Genomic DNA, 13,353 nt, shown 5'->3' with positions numbered 1-13,353 from the left:
ACTAATTTCTCGATTGTTTACGGATTACAATAGTCACAATACGTGGGTTCAGCCTCCAAAAGCCCATCGTTTCGTTCCTTTAATTCCTGATAATCGCACTGCACACAGGCCCAAACTTCGTGTCTGTAAAACGAGGTTGAGGCCTCACAGAGACGACAGGGAAGGGAGCCCTGCGTTGTCTTGAAACCAAACCCCGGGGCATGGCACTCTGGACATAAGGTCGCAATCCTTTGTGCCAGTTTATCCGCCAGCTCACCAAGCACCTCCATCCGGGTGGGATTCATCATCGCCCTCATGTCCGTGCCTAAAAGCAAGTCGTTTTCGTTTTGAAAACCGAGCTCCAGCCAGGCATTTAAACAATCCAGGTCGCGAATGCCTTTGGCCAGCACCCCTTTATCGGAGCCTGCCTGCAGTGTCAGAGCATGGGAGGGGAAACCGGATCGTTTAAGAAAGGCGCTGATATCGGTTGTTTTCTGAATGGTCATCATGGCGTAATTGGTTTTTTGACTTATCAAGTGCTCGGCAATAACCAAACCCGACTCTCTGTCAATGAACACCATCCATTCTTGCGCACTGGCAACAAAGGGGATGAGCGGATGGGGTCCGAAGCTGCCTTCACTCGCTACAGCCAACCGATACCCATACTGCGCTGCCGCCGTCTCCGCCTTAAGCAGGCCCGTCTCATAAGGACTTAAGCGGCGTTCAATCTCACCGGTGAAGGTACCGAACTGATCCGTATTAAAATCATGGATCGCGAGCGTGCAGGACAGGCGTTCCAGGAAGGGTCTGGCGATGGCCCGTTCTTTTTCATGCATGGAGGCCAGAAGCACAGCATGATGCTCATACAGCATGCCATTCCTCCTCTTGATTGCAAGATGCAGGCTTCGCAGTCTGCGGGTCGCTTAATAAAATCCAATGGCCCTGCGGATTAAGCTGATAGGGCAACTGATTGACTGGATCAATGACCAGCAGGTGCACCCATTGGTTAAAGAAAAGATTTTGTAACCGCTCATGCCTCGCGATAATCTGCAACACCCTGTCCCTGGGCGCATAAACCACCGTGAGTAACCGTTGGGGTTGATGATAGCACTGTTCATCGCTGCTCATTACCGATTGCAGAGGAAGACCATGCATTAAATCGCTGCCATTGCCCTGCATGACGCCCACTCGTCCAACGACATTGTGCGTAATTTTGCTACCGCTTCCGTAAGCGACATTATCCAGCGTGGAGAACAAATACTGGGTGTTTATCCATTCAGCGACCACCATGGGTGCAGTTAAAATTGTCTCCAGCAATGCTCCCTTCTCATCCTCCTGCCAATGATAGCAATGAAGAAAACAGCGCCCGTCCAGTGGAATGTTCTTCGTCAACTGACGCGGTGCGATAATAAACGCCGCATTTCGTGCCAGTCCCCATTCAGGACGTGTTTCAGACCAGTCCAGGCTTCTGCGGATAACATCCTGATGCGGTTTTTTGCTCCCAAGAGCCAGTCCGCGCTCTTGATTGGTTTTAAACTGAGCCTTCCTTAAGTCATCCTGAAGTTGCTTTAAAAGCGTAGGATAAATCGGCGCAGGAGCATCCTGATGATGAATTTCAACCGCATCCGTGGTGGTATTATGAAGCGCTGCATAAACAAGGGTATCCAGAGGCAGGTGGATGCCGCGATCTTCCAGCCCCCGTCGCACCTTGGGCTTATTGAGAATGGCCGCGAGCAGTTGCGCATTAAAACCACCATGATTGCCACCACAGGCTCCGCAGTCCAATGCCGAAGCATAGGGATTATTCTCAGTCGCACTTCCATGACCGCAGAGAATAATGAGCTTGGCAAAATCCGAAGTCAGTCCCATGAGACGCAAGGCTGTTTCAGCATAAGTAATTTGCTCGTGCAGGGACAGACCGTGTTGCCAATCAGCTTCACTGGCTTCATGGATGACCCGAGTGGGCAGTGAAGGAGCAAACCAATGCGTCATGACCTGAACTGCGCGCTGGCTTAAATGAGGCGCCAGGGATTTAAACGCCAGAATGACACCCGACCAGGGGCCTAAACACTCTGCTAAAGCAAAGGGAGATGAAATATTATGCTTTAACTGCGTGTAGAGGCTCCTTAAACGGCGGATAAAGGATTTCCCTCTCTGAGAGCGTTTTAACGTTTTTTCATTGACGGTGATGGGCATTTCTTGAATGGCAAAACGGGGCTCTAATAACACCGGGCAACAGGCTTTGGTTTTGCCGGTTTCAAACTCACTGACACGCACAGGCATTCCAAAAAATCCTGCAAAACCCATGGTTTGGTAGTGTTCTGATGCCTCAATGGCGCGTCGAAGAGGCTCTGAACGGACATCGATACAAAACACCCACTGCGCGGTTTTTCGTCCTGTCTTGATTGTGGGGATTTTCAATTGCGGCAAAAGCCGGCCAAGCAGCGTCTGTTGATAGGCCGCCTCGTTGGCTTTCAATGGGGCAACCCAGGGTTTGATCGAGTCATTGCCCTGCAGGTTAGGTTGTTTTTTAGCCGCACAAGGCCATAGTAAACAAGTCAGCACCAGGCGAACAGCGAGAAAATCAATCAGGGTCACCGGCCTTTCTGCTGCCGTGACACTGCGCCATTGGGTATGCCGTTTCACAAACCCACCCCATCCGGGAAGGGCCAGAAAGGTTTGCGAAAAAAAGCATTCTTCTTGACCGGCAGGCACTCCAAGCCTTAACAGACAGCGGTTAATTGCGTCCTCAGCCGACTCGGGCAGTTCCCGGAGAAAACGCTTTGATTCCTTGTTATTGTGGTGCAGCTGTTTATCAAAACAGGCTAATTTTAAAAAAGCGGCATAAAATCCACTTGCCCGATAGGGCATATCAATACGGCTTTGCCCTTCATCAAAAAAACCGCTACACCACTTTATCATTTGCCGGTTTACCGCCAAAAGCGAAACAGACCCGGCTTTGGGCGATTGCCACTGCCTTAAAGCCAGTGCTTCCTCAAAATTAAGGGATTCATAGCCCTGAAGCGGATTACAGGCAATAAAGGTTTCAAGCGGCCACACCGGAGCCAGTACCTCGGCGGCTTTTTCAACCAGCACTCGAATATCAGGCGCTCTATTGGATGTTCGAAAGGGAAAAACGGCCTGTTGATTGTCCCATTCATGATCTTGTGCCAAAGGCATTTTTGCAATGGTCATCTTTACTCCTCAATGCGTTTAGTAGCGATAATCGGTACGTAACGCCGTCACCGTCTTTGCAGAGGGCTGACTGGCATTAAACAGCGTCATATAAAGCCAACAACCCAACCTTGTTGCGCCTGCTTTCTCAGCAAGGCCCCCATTAAATCCAATCCACAAGGCGCCAAACAGGATCATGATTGTCCAATGCAACCATGACAGCGACAGCGTCTGGGTAGCCATCACGCGGGGAAGCAGCTGCTCGATACCATGAACGCTGACGCCGTATAAAAGCCCAGCCAAAGCCGCGGCGACTAACCCGGTAATCCGATTTCCCCGGCTTTTAGGATGACAAACCCAGGTCAGCATCAACTGGGCACCGGCAATGAATGCAAAAAACAGCACAAAGGCAGGCGCTTGCGTCCAGGACATGCTTTTATGAGTAATCAGGGCAAACGCGCAGGCAGCGCCAAGCCCACCGAAAACGGCGAGGAAAAATGACATAAAAGACGGTTTCAGGGTGTTTTCTGGTGGCGATTGCGCAATCGCTGCACCCGAGCCTAAGAAAAGAGAGGCTTTAAATAAACCATGCCAACACAGATGGGCGATGGCTGCAGCATATAACCCCAGCCCGCATTGCATCATCATAAACCCCATTTGTGCCATGGTTGAACAGGCTAACATTCGTTTAATGTCATGCTGCATCAGTTTAAAGAGGGTGCCTGACAACGCCGACCATGCCCCCAATACAAATAAACCCGTCAGCAGGGCTGGGTGCTGAGTCATCATTGGCGCAAATTTAACCATGAGTATACCCCCGCCATTGACAAGGCCTGCGTGCATAAATGCAGACACAGGGGTTGGGGAGTTCAAGGAGCTTAAAAGCCAGCGATGAAACGGGAATAATGCGGATTGGATCAGCACAGTAACCAAAACAAAGATCATCGACACCTGCGTCAACGGCAAGTCCGGGGATGGGGGATGTTGCATGAGAGACTGAAGAGAGCCCGTTAAACCACTTAAATGAAAAAGTACGAAAGCCATAAGTAAGGCCAGCGAACCAAAAGCCAGCGTATAAAAAGCCAGCATGCCGGCATTTTTCGCGGCGCGCCACTCCTTTTTATGCACCATCAACATCACCAACAAGCCATTGGACAGGGACCAGGATACCCAAAGCAGGCCAAGGTGATCGGCAAGGACCATCAACAGCAGACTGACGGTCAGGGATGACATGAGAATAAAAAAACGCCTGTAAAGCCTGTCTCCCTGCATGTACCGGTATGAAAAGCGATGCACGGCAAAACTGATGAACAAAACCAAACTACCTAACAAGGCATTTAACGTATCAATGTTAATCCAGAAACAGAGAATCGGCTGCCCAAGCAGGGATAAACAACCCAGCAATCCCAGGGCGGCCAGAAAGGCCACGCCCATCAAGTAGCCCGCATACTGCGCACTCACCAGCGGACGAGACGCAAAAACGAGGTGAAGACCCAGTGCCATTAGCGGACAGCCTAATAACAAGCTTAAAAAAAAGAGAATCATCAAAATCACCATTATCATTAGAATTTCTTTTGTTAAAATAAAAAATATTAGATATACTGATATAAGTAAAATTAAAAATTATTATTTATATTATTAGGGATTCTAATGTCTCTGGATACAGTTACCCTGCAATGCTTTCTCGCTGTGGCGGAAACACACAGTTTTACCAAAGCGGCATTGCGCGTCGGCCGGACACAATCTGCGATTAGCCAGCAAATTGCCAAACTTGAACAATTGGTTGAGAAACAACTCATTACCCGTGGACGTGACCTGTCGTTAACCCCTGATGGGGAACTTTTTTTAGGCTATGCCAAACGCATTTATGAACTTCACCGTGAATCGCTCGATCGCTTCAAGGCGCCTGAGCTTCAGGGTGAGCTTCGTTTTGGATTGCCTGAAGACTTTGCTTCCATGATGCTTTCAGACATCCTGGTCGAATTTTCAAGGCTCCACCCTCGAGTCATGCTCAATGTGGAATGCGATTTAACACTTCGCCTGGTTGAGCGCTTTCATCAAGGTGAGTTTGATTTGATTTTGATAAAAACCAATGAAAAAAACACGGCAAAAGGGGTGAACGTATGGAATGAACCGGTTGAATGGGTAGGAAAAAAAGATCTGCTTCCAACCCTTAATCATCACTCGGTCATTCCTTTAGTCCTCTCCCCGTCTCCCTGCGTTTATCGTGGCAATGTCATCAAATCCTTGAACGAGCATCATTTAAAATGGCGTCTGGCCTTCAGTAGCCCCAGTTATGCCGGTAAAATGGCAGCTGTTCGGGCCGGCTTAGGCATTACCGCGATCCAGCGCAGCATGATTCCAAATGATCTGGATCGATTGGATAATACTGTTTTACCCTCGTTGGATGACATTCATGTATCGCTATTAAAAAGGGAAGAAGAGAATAAGGCCATTGAGTCGCTAGAGTTCTTTATTATGGATAAATTGAAACATTAGACGAAGGTAAGCTATCCCATGAGTAAAAAGGGTATGAATTCCATTACGGAAGTATTGGACAAGGCGACGATTGCTTCCATCGTCATGATCAGCGTATTGGTGAGCTTACTGACCTTAAGCATACCCATCGCCGCTCAGACATTAATCAACCTCATCGCCTTTGGCAAATTACTCCAGCCGGTGGTGACGCTAAGCCTTATCGTCCTGGTATTAATGCTTGCCCTGGGGGCATTAACCATTTGGCAGAGTGTCATCATTGAAGTCATTCAGCAGAAATTGATGGTAAAAATCAGCCTGAATCTAACCCGGCAGTTTACTCATCTTTCACTGGCGAATTTCTCCGTTCATCATGGGCCGGAGCTCGTCAACCGCTTTTTCGAAATAGTCACCGTTAATAAAGCATTGGCCAGTCTTTTACTCTACGGGGTCAATCTCAGCCTGCAACTGTTTTTTGGCCTGGTCCTGCTCCTGTTTTACCATCCGCTTTTTCTGGTGTTTGATGGTTTTATCATTCTGAGCATCCTGCTTATCGTTTTCATTCCCTATCGCCAGGGACTTAAGAGTGCCAAGGAAGAGTGTGCGCAGAAACATCAGGTGGGTGCCTGGTTAGAGGAACTGCTCACCAATCGCTTTTTATTCCGCTTTAACAATTACCATCAATACGCTGTTCATCAGGCGGATAAACGCCTGGTCTCCTTTTTAAAAGCACGTAACACCCATTTTAAGCAACTGATTAAACATCAGTTCGGTTTCTACCTGCTTTCCGCCTTTGCCAGTAGTCTGTTGTTGGGCATGGGCGGCTATTTAATTATCAATAACCAATTGAGTTTGGGGCAGTTGGTTGCTGCCGAGATTGTCCTTGGGGCACTAATCTACACCTTTAAGCGTTTTAGTGTCTTACTGCAAAATTACTATGACCTGGTGGCCTCTGAAGATAAAATTGATACCGTATTAAATCTACCCTGCGAAACCATAAAAACAGAACTCAGTGAATTGATTATCCCCATGCAAAGCCTTACCGTCATCACCCAAGATCAAAAGAAAGCGTCAAGCCGCATGGGAGAACCGCTTGTCATTGGTGTGGATGAATCAAAACCTGGCCAATACATCGCGGAATTAATTCTGGGATTTAAAAACAGCCTCCCAATCACCATTCTCGTCAACAACATCCTCTGTCTGCAAGAACAACGACGTTCGCTCCGGGAGCATGCCTTGTTAATTCGGGACAATGAATGGTTTGCCGGCAGCATTTATGACAACCTCAGGCTGAATCACCCTTCTTTTTCCACCGAGCAACTCAAAGATCTATTAATCGCCTTCGGACTCATGGATAAAATCATGCGGCAACCTCATGGCTTAAAAAGCATTATTTTTGATTGGGAGGGCGTGTTTACCCCACTTGAGCTTGTTCAACTCATGGTCATTCGTGCCATGCTGGCAAGGCCACAGCTTCTTATCATTGATGGTGCCCTGGATACCTTAAACAGAAAAGACATCGAACACATCCTGATGCATTTAGCCACGCTGAATGACACCATTCTGATTATCATAACGCGTTATCCTGAGCTTATTCCGCTTGCTAACCGCCTGGTGCTCTCATGAAGTTACATGCCGACAAGATGATTGGTAAGTTACCGAACCCGCGCAAAATTGCCAGGGTTATTTTTTTAATCCTGCTGATGCTGTTTTTGTTTTTAAGCTTCACGCCCTGGCAACAATTCGCTTTAGGAAGCGGCAAAGTGATTGCCTTCTCTCCTACTGAACGGCCCCACACGGTCAATTCGCCCATCAATGGCCGCATAAAAAAATGGTATGTGGATGAGGGCATGCGCGTTAATCCCGGCGATCCGCTGGTGGATATCAACGACAATGATCCGCAATTATTGAAACGTCTGGCGCTTGAGAAAAAGGCCATCATGCTTCGTATAGACGCCGCAGAGAAGGCCTTGCTGGCGGGAGAAGCAAACCTCAAGCGGCAAAAAAATCTCTATCAGCAAGGCATTAATTCCAAACGTCAGTACGAACTCGCGCAAATTGAATACACAAAATACCAAAATGAATTGGCACAGGCCAATATTGATAAGGTCTCTATTGATGTTCGCATTGCAAGACAGCAATCCCAGCTCATCAAAGCCCATGTCAAAGGCATCATTTTTAAACGGTTAACCGGGCAGGAGAGCGTGGTTGTCAAGGAAGGGGACATATTGGCGCAGATTATTCCAGAGACCGAATCGCGGGCGGTGGAACTGTGGATTGACGGCAATGACATTCCCTTTGTCCACTTACATCAGAAAGCACGGTTACAATTTGAAGGATGGCCCGCCATTCAATTCCGGGGATGGCCTCAGATTGCCGTGGGTACTTTTGGAGGAAAGGTGGCCTTCATTGATCCAACCGACAATGGGTTAGGCCTTTTTCGTGCGGTGATTGTGCCTGATGAGCCGTGGCCTTCACCGCAATTTCTGAGGCAAGGGGTCCGCGTTCATGGCTGGGTTCAATTAGGAGAAGTTCCGCTGTGGTATGAATTATGGCGCCAGTTTAATGGCTTTCCACCTGAAAGCGTAGCCGGGAAAACAAACCCATGACCTTTAAAAATCAGGTTCTCTTAGCCTTGGCAGGACTAGGTGCCCTTCTAATTCCCCACGGCGCCCAGGCGTTGCAAAAACCCCGCATGCTCTATTTGGTTGACGTACTGCAAAGCATTAATCACCATTATCCGCAGGTAAAGATTGCCCGCCTTGACATCGCAAAAGCGCAGGGGGAGTTAATCAAAGCCCATGGTCAATTTGATCCTGAACTTAAAGCCATCACCCGCTCCCAACCGGCTGGCGGCTACATCAATAATTATGGCGATACGCAGCTTACCATGCCCACCCTTTACAATGGCGTCAAACTTTTTGCGGGTTACCGAAAGGGGGAAGGGGATTGGCCCATTTACTATAAAAATTATTTGACCAACTCAGGCGGTGAATACCGGGCAGGATTGTCACTGCCTTTGCTTCGTGATCGATTAATTGATAAACAGCGCACGGCGTTACTTTCCTCTGCCGAATTGATTCTTATGAAACAACAGGATGCTGAGGCGGTAAGAATTAAAATCTACCAGGAAGCCATCCAGGCTTACTGGCAATGGGTAGAAGCAGGACTGCAATTAAAAACATTTGAACAACTGCTGCACTTGGCAAAAAAACGCCAACACGCCATTGAGCAGCAGGCCCACCAGGGCGATTTGCCCGCGCTGGCCATCAGTGAAAATCGACAGCAGATACTCCAACGGGAGCAACTACTCAACCAGGGCCGGATGTTGTTCGAACAGGCCAGCGTCAATCTGTCACTTTATTACCGCAATGACAAGGGTCAGCCAATCATTCCGAGTAAATACACGGTGCCTTCGTTGGTTGAGGCCTCTACACCGCTGACTAAAAGCCCCGTGCCACTTCACGAACATCCTGAGCTTAAAAAGCTTACTAACTATAGCCATATCATCAAATTAAAGCGTGATTTGGCAAGAAACGCACTGTTACCTCAGCTGGATGCCACCGCCTATACGTTCAAGCAAAACGGCACAGGAGGGGATCCCTTATTGATTCCCCAGGCCGCCATGGTCGGAGTTTCCTTTAAATTTCCCTTGTTGCAAAGGCAGGCTAAGGGCGATTTAATTCAGGCGGAAAGCGAATTACGCCAGATCAGAGTCGCAAAACGTTTTTTTTATGACCAGCTGCACAACGATTATTTAACCATGCGCATTGGCATCCGACGGGGGATTCAACAAATCACGCTTTTAACCCGGGAGTTGAGGCTGGCACAAAAAGTACAACAAGGGGAAGCCAAAAAATTTTATGAAGGTGACAGCACGCTGTTTTTAGTCAACCAACGTGAACAAGCAACCACGCAAATAGCCCTCAATACCTTGCATGCGCAAGCGATTGTTGAAGAATTAAAGGCAAAAGTGCGCTTTTTTGCTACTGCACACCTGGCGCCCTGCTCCTGCAAGCCGTGCAAGCAGAAAAGCGGCGCAGGGGATAAATAGTCATTAAGCCTGCTTTTTCTCAATCAGGAAGCATTGATGAATGCGTTTGTTGCGCTTGAAATCCTCATCAATGGTTTCAGCAGAAATGTCCCTTACTGCATACTGGCCGTTTAGCATGGGCGACAATTTAAATTGCCTTAAATTGGTAGAAAAATAGAGCATTCCCCCCGGGTTTAACAAGCGCATGGCAGCATGAATCAGCATCTCATGATCGCGTTGGATATCGAGAGTCGCCGCCATGCGCTTGGAATTGGAAAAACTCGGCGGATCAAGAAAAATCACATCATAGCGATCCCTGGCCATTTTTAACCATTCAAGGCAATCAAATTGCACCAGTTGATGCCGGGACAGATCAAGGTGGTTGAGCCTAAAATTGTCCTGCGCCCATTTCAGATAGGTATTGGATAAATCCACGCTGGTAGTGATGGCGCCAGCCAAGGCCGCTTGAACACTGGCCGTGGCCGTGTAGCAAAAACAGTTCAGGAAACGCGTACCTGGCGCCAACTGGGAAAAACGCAGTCGTAACGGGCGATGATCGAGAAATAATCCGGTATCGAGGTAATCGTATAAATTGACAATGAATTTCGCCCGCCCTTCGGTGACGGTCAGGGTGCGCTTAAACTCACCCATCTTTTGATACTGGTTACTGCCTTTTTGCTGTTTGCGCTGTTTGACAACCAGTTTGTCAGTGGACACATTCAAAACCTGCGGCACAACCTGCATGACTTCGAGCCCGCGCTTTTCAGCCTTGTGGGCAGCGATAGAGACTGGTGCAGCGTACTCCTGCAACACGGCATAGTCATTGTATAAATCAATGGCGAAATTGTATTCCGGCAAATCGGCATCATAGACACGGTAACAACTGATGTGATTGCGTTTAGCCCATTTTTGCAGGTGTTGCGCATTCTTTTTTAAGCGGTTGGCAAACATTTGCGCCCCGCCGGAAAGTTCATCTCCGGTGGTCTTTTTAAGCAGGTTGCTCTCGCTTAAGCTCATGCAGTACAGTTTGCATTCGAGCGCACCATTGAAAAGCGTGTATTGCTTGCTGGAGCGCAATCCCGTCGCCTTAGCCAGTAAGGGATTGGATGTAATCAGCGCCGCCTCCCATCCCTTGAAATGAGCATGCCAGGTTGCCCCCAGTTGTTGATAAAGGGGAATAAGCTGGGTGCTTTCTCCTAAACGCTCACCATAGGGCGGGTTACATAATAATAAGCCATTGCTGCTGGCCGGACGAATTTCCGCAATAGCCTGCACCGCAAACTCAACCAGGCGTGAGACGCCCGCGCGCTCGGCATTGGCACGAGCAAGGTTAATCATTTTACTGTTGTTATCCGTTCCCTTGATGCTTACTTTGGGCGGTTTAACCTGCTGCAGGGCCTGGGCTCGCAATTTATCCCACAGCGACTGCTGGTGTTGAACCCAATGAATTAAGGATTGATCCTGCCTTAATAAGCCGGGGGCAATGTGGCTGGCCATCATGGCGGCTTCGATCACCAGGGTGCCTGAGCCGCAAAAAGGATCATGGAACGCATAGCCTTTGGCTGCCAACTGCGGCCACTTGGCGCGAAGCAGCATGGCGGCAGCCACCGTTTCCTTTAGCGGCGCTTCCCCAGCCTGCGTCCGGTAACCGCGCTGATGCAAACTGTAACCGGTTAAATCCAGACTCACTGTCACCTGATCCTGTTTTAAATGAGCCTGCAGGCGAATGTGAGCCTGCTCCCGGTCTATGGATGGGCGATGACCCTGTTGTTTGCGGAAATGATCGACAATGGCATCTTTAATCACCTGCGCGCCAAACATGGAATTACGGATGTGGGCTGAGGAACCATGAAATTCGATTGCCAGCGTTTTATCCACGGTAAACACCGTCTGCCAGGGGAATTGATTGCACAATTTATACAGGCTTTGCTCATTATGAGCTTCCCCGCTAAAAAGCAGCAAATGCACGCGGTTGGCAAGACGCGACCAGATGCACAGCTGATAAATTACCGCGAGACTGGCCTCACCAAAAACACCCTGTGGACTCACACGCTCCACATGTAAACCCAGTTGACGGACTTCGTCTTCAAGCAGGTATTCAAGCCCCTTCGCACAGCTGACAAACAGAGAGTAATTCATTATAAACAGGACCTTAGAAAACGAAACAATGCTTTCGATGCACCGGCATGGGTGTCCTTATCCCGTTCCTCAATGGCTTTTTTAACCAATTGGCGAAGCTGCTGAACATCCTCTGGGTGGTAACAATCAATAAATTGCGTAAGGGCGTCTTTGCCCTCCGTAATTAAACGATCGCGCCATTGCTCCAACTCGTGAAACGCAGCCGTCCTGGCGTTGTCTTCCTCAATAAATTGATTATAGGCAGTGACAATGGCTTCATTGTCCGCCGCCCGCATTAATTTACCAATCAGTTGGGCCTGACGGCGGATTGCCCCATGGCTTCTGATTGTTTTGGCATCCATAATGGCCTGCCGCAAATTGGGCGGCAGGGGCAATTGATCAAGTTTGGCCTGGCTTAAGCCAATTAATTCCACACCCAATTTCTGTAATGCATCCGCTTCGCGCTTTTTTTGTGATTTACTTTTCGACTCTTCCATCAACTGGCCTTCTTCATCTCGTTGTCAGGCAATACCGCCAACAAACCCGCATCATCAATGAGTTCCTTTACCTTGTCAGCAATAAAACGGTGCACAGTCGTGGTCGGATGAACACGATCCCAGAAAAGGTAGCCGTCGCATTGTAAAGGTTCATCCTGAAGTCGAGCGGGAAGTAACGCCTGCACATAATCGGTTAGCATGGCTTCATGCAACTCGGGATTGGAGTTTATCATTAACCACTGCTTTTCCGTAAGCTTGGGATAACGTTTCCTCATGTTTTCAAGCAATGTATCCTCATCAGGCAATAAAGCCTTTACCCAGCCGGTATACCCCCCAAGATAACAGGGCTCCTCGGTATTGGTTAATCCATAATCATTGGCATGCTGGGTGGCATCAACAAAATAGCTGTAAATATCAAAATAAATGAACGTCACATCCGGGTATTTTGCTTTCAACCGCGCCACTTCCGCTTTCAATTTGCGGTTGTGAGTCACGGTCAATAACGTCAGTAACGCTTCATTGCTGTTTTCGCGGGCAAACGGGGCATGACCGATGTCTGGCAGGTTGACGATTAAAAATTTATTGCCGCCATAACTGATAAGTCGCTCGGCTACCGAACCAATGGCTGCCACCACCCCATCCGTTAATGGTTCGACATTGGTCGGGCCGTTCAAGTAATTATTCGCACCAATCCACAAGGTATACAAGGTGGTTTCCTTACGCCCATAAGTATGCCAATACAGGTAATTATCGAGCTCAAACGTCAGGGTAAACGGCAGGTTTTCCTTGTACGACAACACGGCTCCCGCGCCACCAACGGCGTAATCCTGAAAGCCTGCGGTGTAGTCCGTTGGGAAATAATGTTGATAGAGGTATTCGACCCATAAAGGTCCATTGGAAAAGTGGCCATCATAATAAGGGGGAGATGCCGGCAGGTAGTGCCAGAGAAAGCGGTAAATATTGCCATTGTCAGACATGCTGTCGCCAAAAATAACCATGGTATCGAAGCGGTTATTTAAGGCATGACTGGAAAAACTTAACAGGATACCGACTACAATGCTTGCAATTTTTTTCATG

At 48.4% G+C, this 13,353-nt stretch carries 10 protein-coding genes; 4 read left to right on the top strand and 6 right to left on the bottom strand.

Annotated features, from left to right (window positions below; genetic code table 11):
- Nucleotides 1–17 precede the first annotated feature (17 nt).
- The 3 genes from GH742_RS00110 to GH742_RS00100 are packed head-to-tail and all read right to left on the bottom strand — an operon-like array spanning nucleotide 18 to nucleotide 4,716.
- The gene (locus GH742_RS00110; protein WP_203455611.1) at nucleotides 18–851 is read right to left on the bottom strand and encodes a DUF6671 family protein; all 834 of its coding nucleotides are present in this window, start codon (nucleotides 849–851) and stop codon (nucleotides 18–20) included.
- Nucleotides 841–3,174: a DUF2309 domain-containing protein gene (locus tag GH742_RS00105; protein ID WP_203455610.1), complete on the bottom strand. Its 2,334-nt coding sequence runs from the start codon at nucleotides 3,172–3,174 to the stop codon at nucleotides 841–843. Before GH742_RS00105 ends, GH742_RS00110 begins: the two co-directional genes overlap by 11 nt.
- An 18-nt stretch (nucleotides 3,175–3,192) precedes the next feature.
- Entirely contained in the window at nucleotides 3,193–4,716 is a 1,524-nt protein-coding gene (locus GH742_RS00100; protein ID WP_239005227.1) for a proton-conducting transporter membrane subunit, read from the bottom strand.
- Nucleotides 4,717–4,803: 87 nt separating this feature from the next.
- Between GH742_RS00100 and GH742_RS00095 the strand changes: the two genes are divergently transcribed.
- Genes GH742_RS00095 through GH742_RS00080 form a run of 4 tightly spaced genes read left to right on the top strand, consistent with a single transcriptional unit; the run spans nucleotide 4,804 to nucleotide 9,682 of the window.
- Nucleotides 4,804–5,652: a LysR substrate-binding domain-containing protein gene (locus tag GH742_RS00095; RefSeq protein WP_203455609.1), complete on the top strand. Its 849-nt coding sequence runs from the start codon at nucleotides 4,804–4,806 to the stop codon at nucleotides 5,650–5,652.
- Between the two features lie 18 nt (nucleotides 5,653–5,670).
- Complete coding sequence (locus tag GH742_RS00090; RefSeq protein ID WP_203455608.1) at nucleotides 5,671–7,254, top strand: ABC transporter transmembrane domain-containing protein; 1,584 nt, start codon at nucleotides 5,671–5,673, stop codon at nucleotides 7,252–7,254.
- The gene (locus GH742_RS00085) at nucleotides 7,251–8,237 is read left to right on the top strand and encodes an HlyD family secretion protein (RefSeq protein ID WP_203455607.1); all 987 of its coding nucleotides are present in this window, start codon (nucleotides 7,251–7,253) and stop codon (nucleotides 8,235–8,237) included. The genes GH742_RS00090 and GH742_RS00085 overlap by 4 nt, the downstream gene beginning before the upstream one ends.
- On the top strand, nucleotides 8,234–9,682 hold the full coding sequence (locus tag GH742_RS00080) for a TolC family protein (RefSeq protein ID WP_203455606.1): 1,449 nt from the start codon (nucleotides 8,234–8,236) through the stop codon (nucleotides 9,680–9,682). The genes GH742_RS00085 and GH742_RS00080 overlap by 4 nt, the downstream gene beginning before the upstream one ends.
- 3 nt (nucleotides 9,683–9,685) lie before the next feature.
- Here the strand turns inward: GH742_RS00080 and rlmKL are convergent, their stop codons facing one another.
- The 3 genes from rlmKL to GH742_RS00065 are packed head-to-tail and all read right to left on the bottom strand — an operon-like array spanning nucleotide 9,686 to nucleotide 13,352.
- The gene (gene rlmKL / locus GH742_RS00075; protein ID WP_203455605.1) at nucleotides 9,686–11,800 is read right to left on the bottom strand and encodes a bifunctional 23S rRNA (guanine(2069)-N(7))-methyltransferase RlmK/23S rRNA (guanine(2445)-N(2))-methyltransferase RlmL; all 2,115 of its coding nucleotides are present in this window, start codon (nucleotides 11,798–11,800) and stop codon (nucleotides 9,686–9,688) included.
- Complete coding sequence (yjgA, locus tag GH742_RS00070) at nucleotides 11,800–12,276, bottom strand: ribosome biogenesis factor YjgA (RefSeq protein ID WP_203455604.1); 477 nt, start codon at nucleotides 12,274–12,276, stop codon at nucleotides 11,800–11,802. Before yjgA ends, rlmKL begins: the two co-directional genes overlap by 1 nt.
- Complete coding sequence (locus GH742_RS00065; RefSeq protein ID WP_203455603.1) at nucleotides 12,276–13,352, bottom strand: SGNH/GDSL hydrolase family protein; 1,077 nt, start codon at nucleotides 13,350–13,352, stop codon at nucleotides 12,276–12,278. Before GH742_RS00065 ends, yjgA begins: the two co-directional genes overlap by 1 nt.
- Between the last annotated feature and the right edge of the window lies 1 nt (nucleotide 13,353).

The organism is Legionella sp. MW5194 (genome assembly GCF_016864235.1).
Taxonomy (GTDB): Bacteria; Pseudomonadota; Gammaproteobacteria; order Legionellales; family Legionellaceae; genus Legionella_C.
This window is presented reverse-complemented; position numbering and strand designations above follow the sequence as displayed.

Excerpts from the sequence above, each read along its gene's own strand:
- GH742_RS00100 (WP_239005227.1), bottom strand. The coding sequence starts at position 4,716 with ATGATAATGGTGATTTTGATGATTCTCTTTTTTTTAAGCTTGTTATTA.
- GH742_RS00105 (WP_203455610.1), bottom strand. The coding sequence starts at position 3,174 with ATGACCATTGCAAAAATGCCTTTGGCACAAGATCATGAATGGGACAAT.
- GH742_RS00065 (WP_203455603.1), bottom strand. The coding sequence starts at position 13,352 with ATGAAAAAAATTGCAAGCATTGTAGTCGGTATCCTGTTAAGTTTTTCC.
- GH742_RS00085 (WP_203455607.1), top strand. The coding sequence starts at position 7,251 with ATGAAGTTACATGCCGACAAGATGATTGGTAAGTTACCGAACCCGCGC.
- GH742_RS00090 (WP_203455608.1), top strand. The coding sequence starts at position 5,671 with ATGAGTAAAAAGGGTATGAATTCCATTACGGAAGTATTGGACAAGGCG.
- GH742_RS00110 (WP_203455611.1), bottom strand. The coding sequence starts at position 851 with ATGCTGTATGAGCATCATGCTGTGCTTCTGGCCTCCATGCATGAAAAA.
- rlmKL (WP_203455605.1), bottom strand. The coding sequence starts at position 11,800 with ATGAATTACTCTCTGTTTGTCAGCTGTGCGAAGGGGCTTGAATACCTG.
- yjgA (WP_203455604.1), bottom strand. The coding sequence starts at position 12,276 with ATGGAAGAGTCGAAAAGTAAATCACAAAAAAAGCGCGAAGCGGATGCA.
- GH742_RS00080 (WP_203455606.1), top strand. The coding sequence starts at position 8,234 with ATGACCTTTAAAAATCAGGTTCTCTTAGCCTTGGCAGGACTAGGTGCC.
- GH742_RS00095 (WP_203455609.1), top strand. The coding sequence starts at position 4,804 with ATGTCTCTGGATACAGTTACCCTGCAATGCTTTCTCGCTGTGGCGGAA.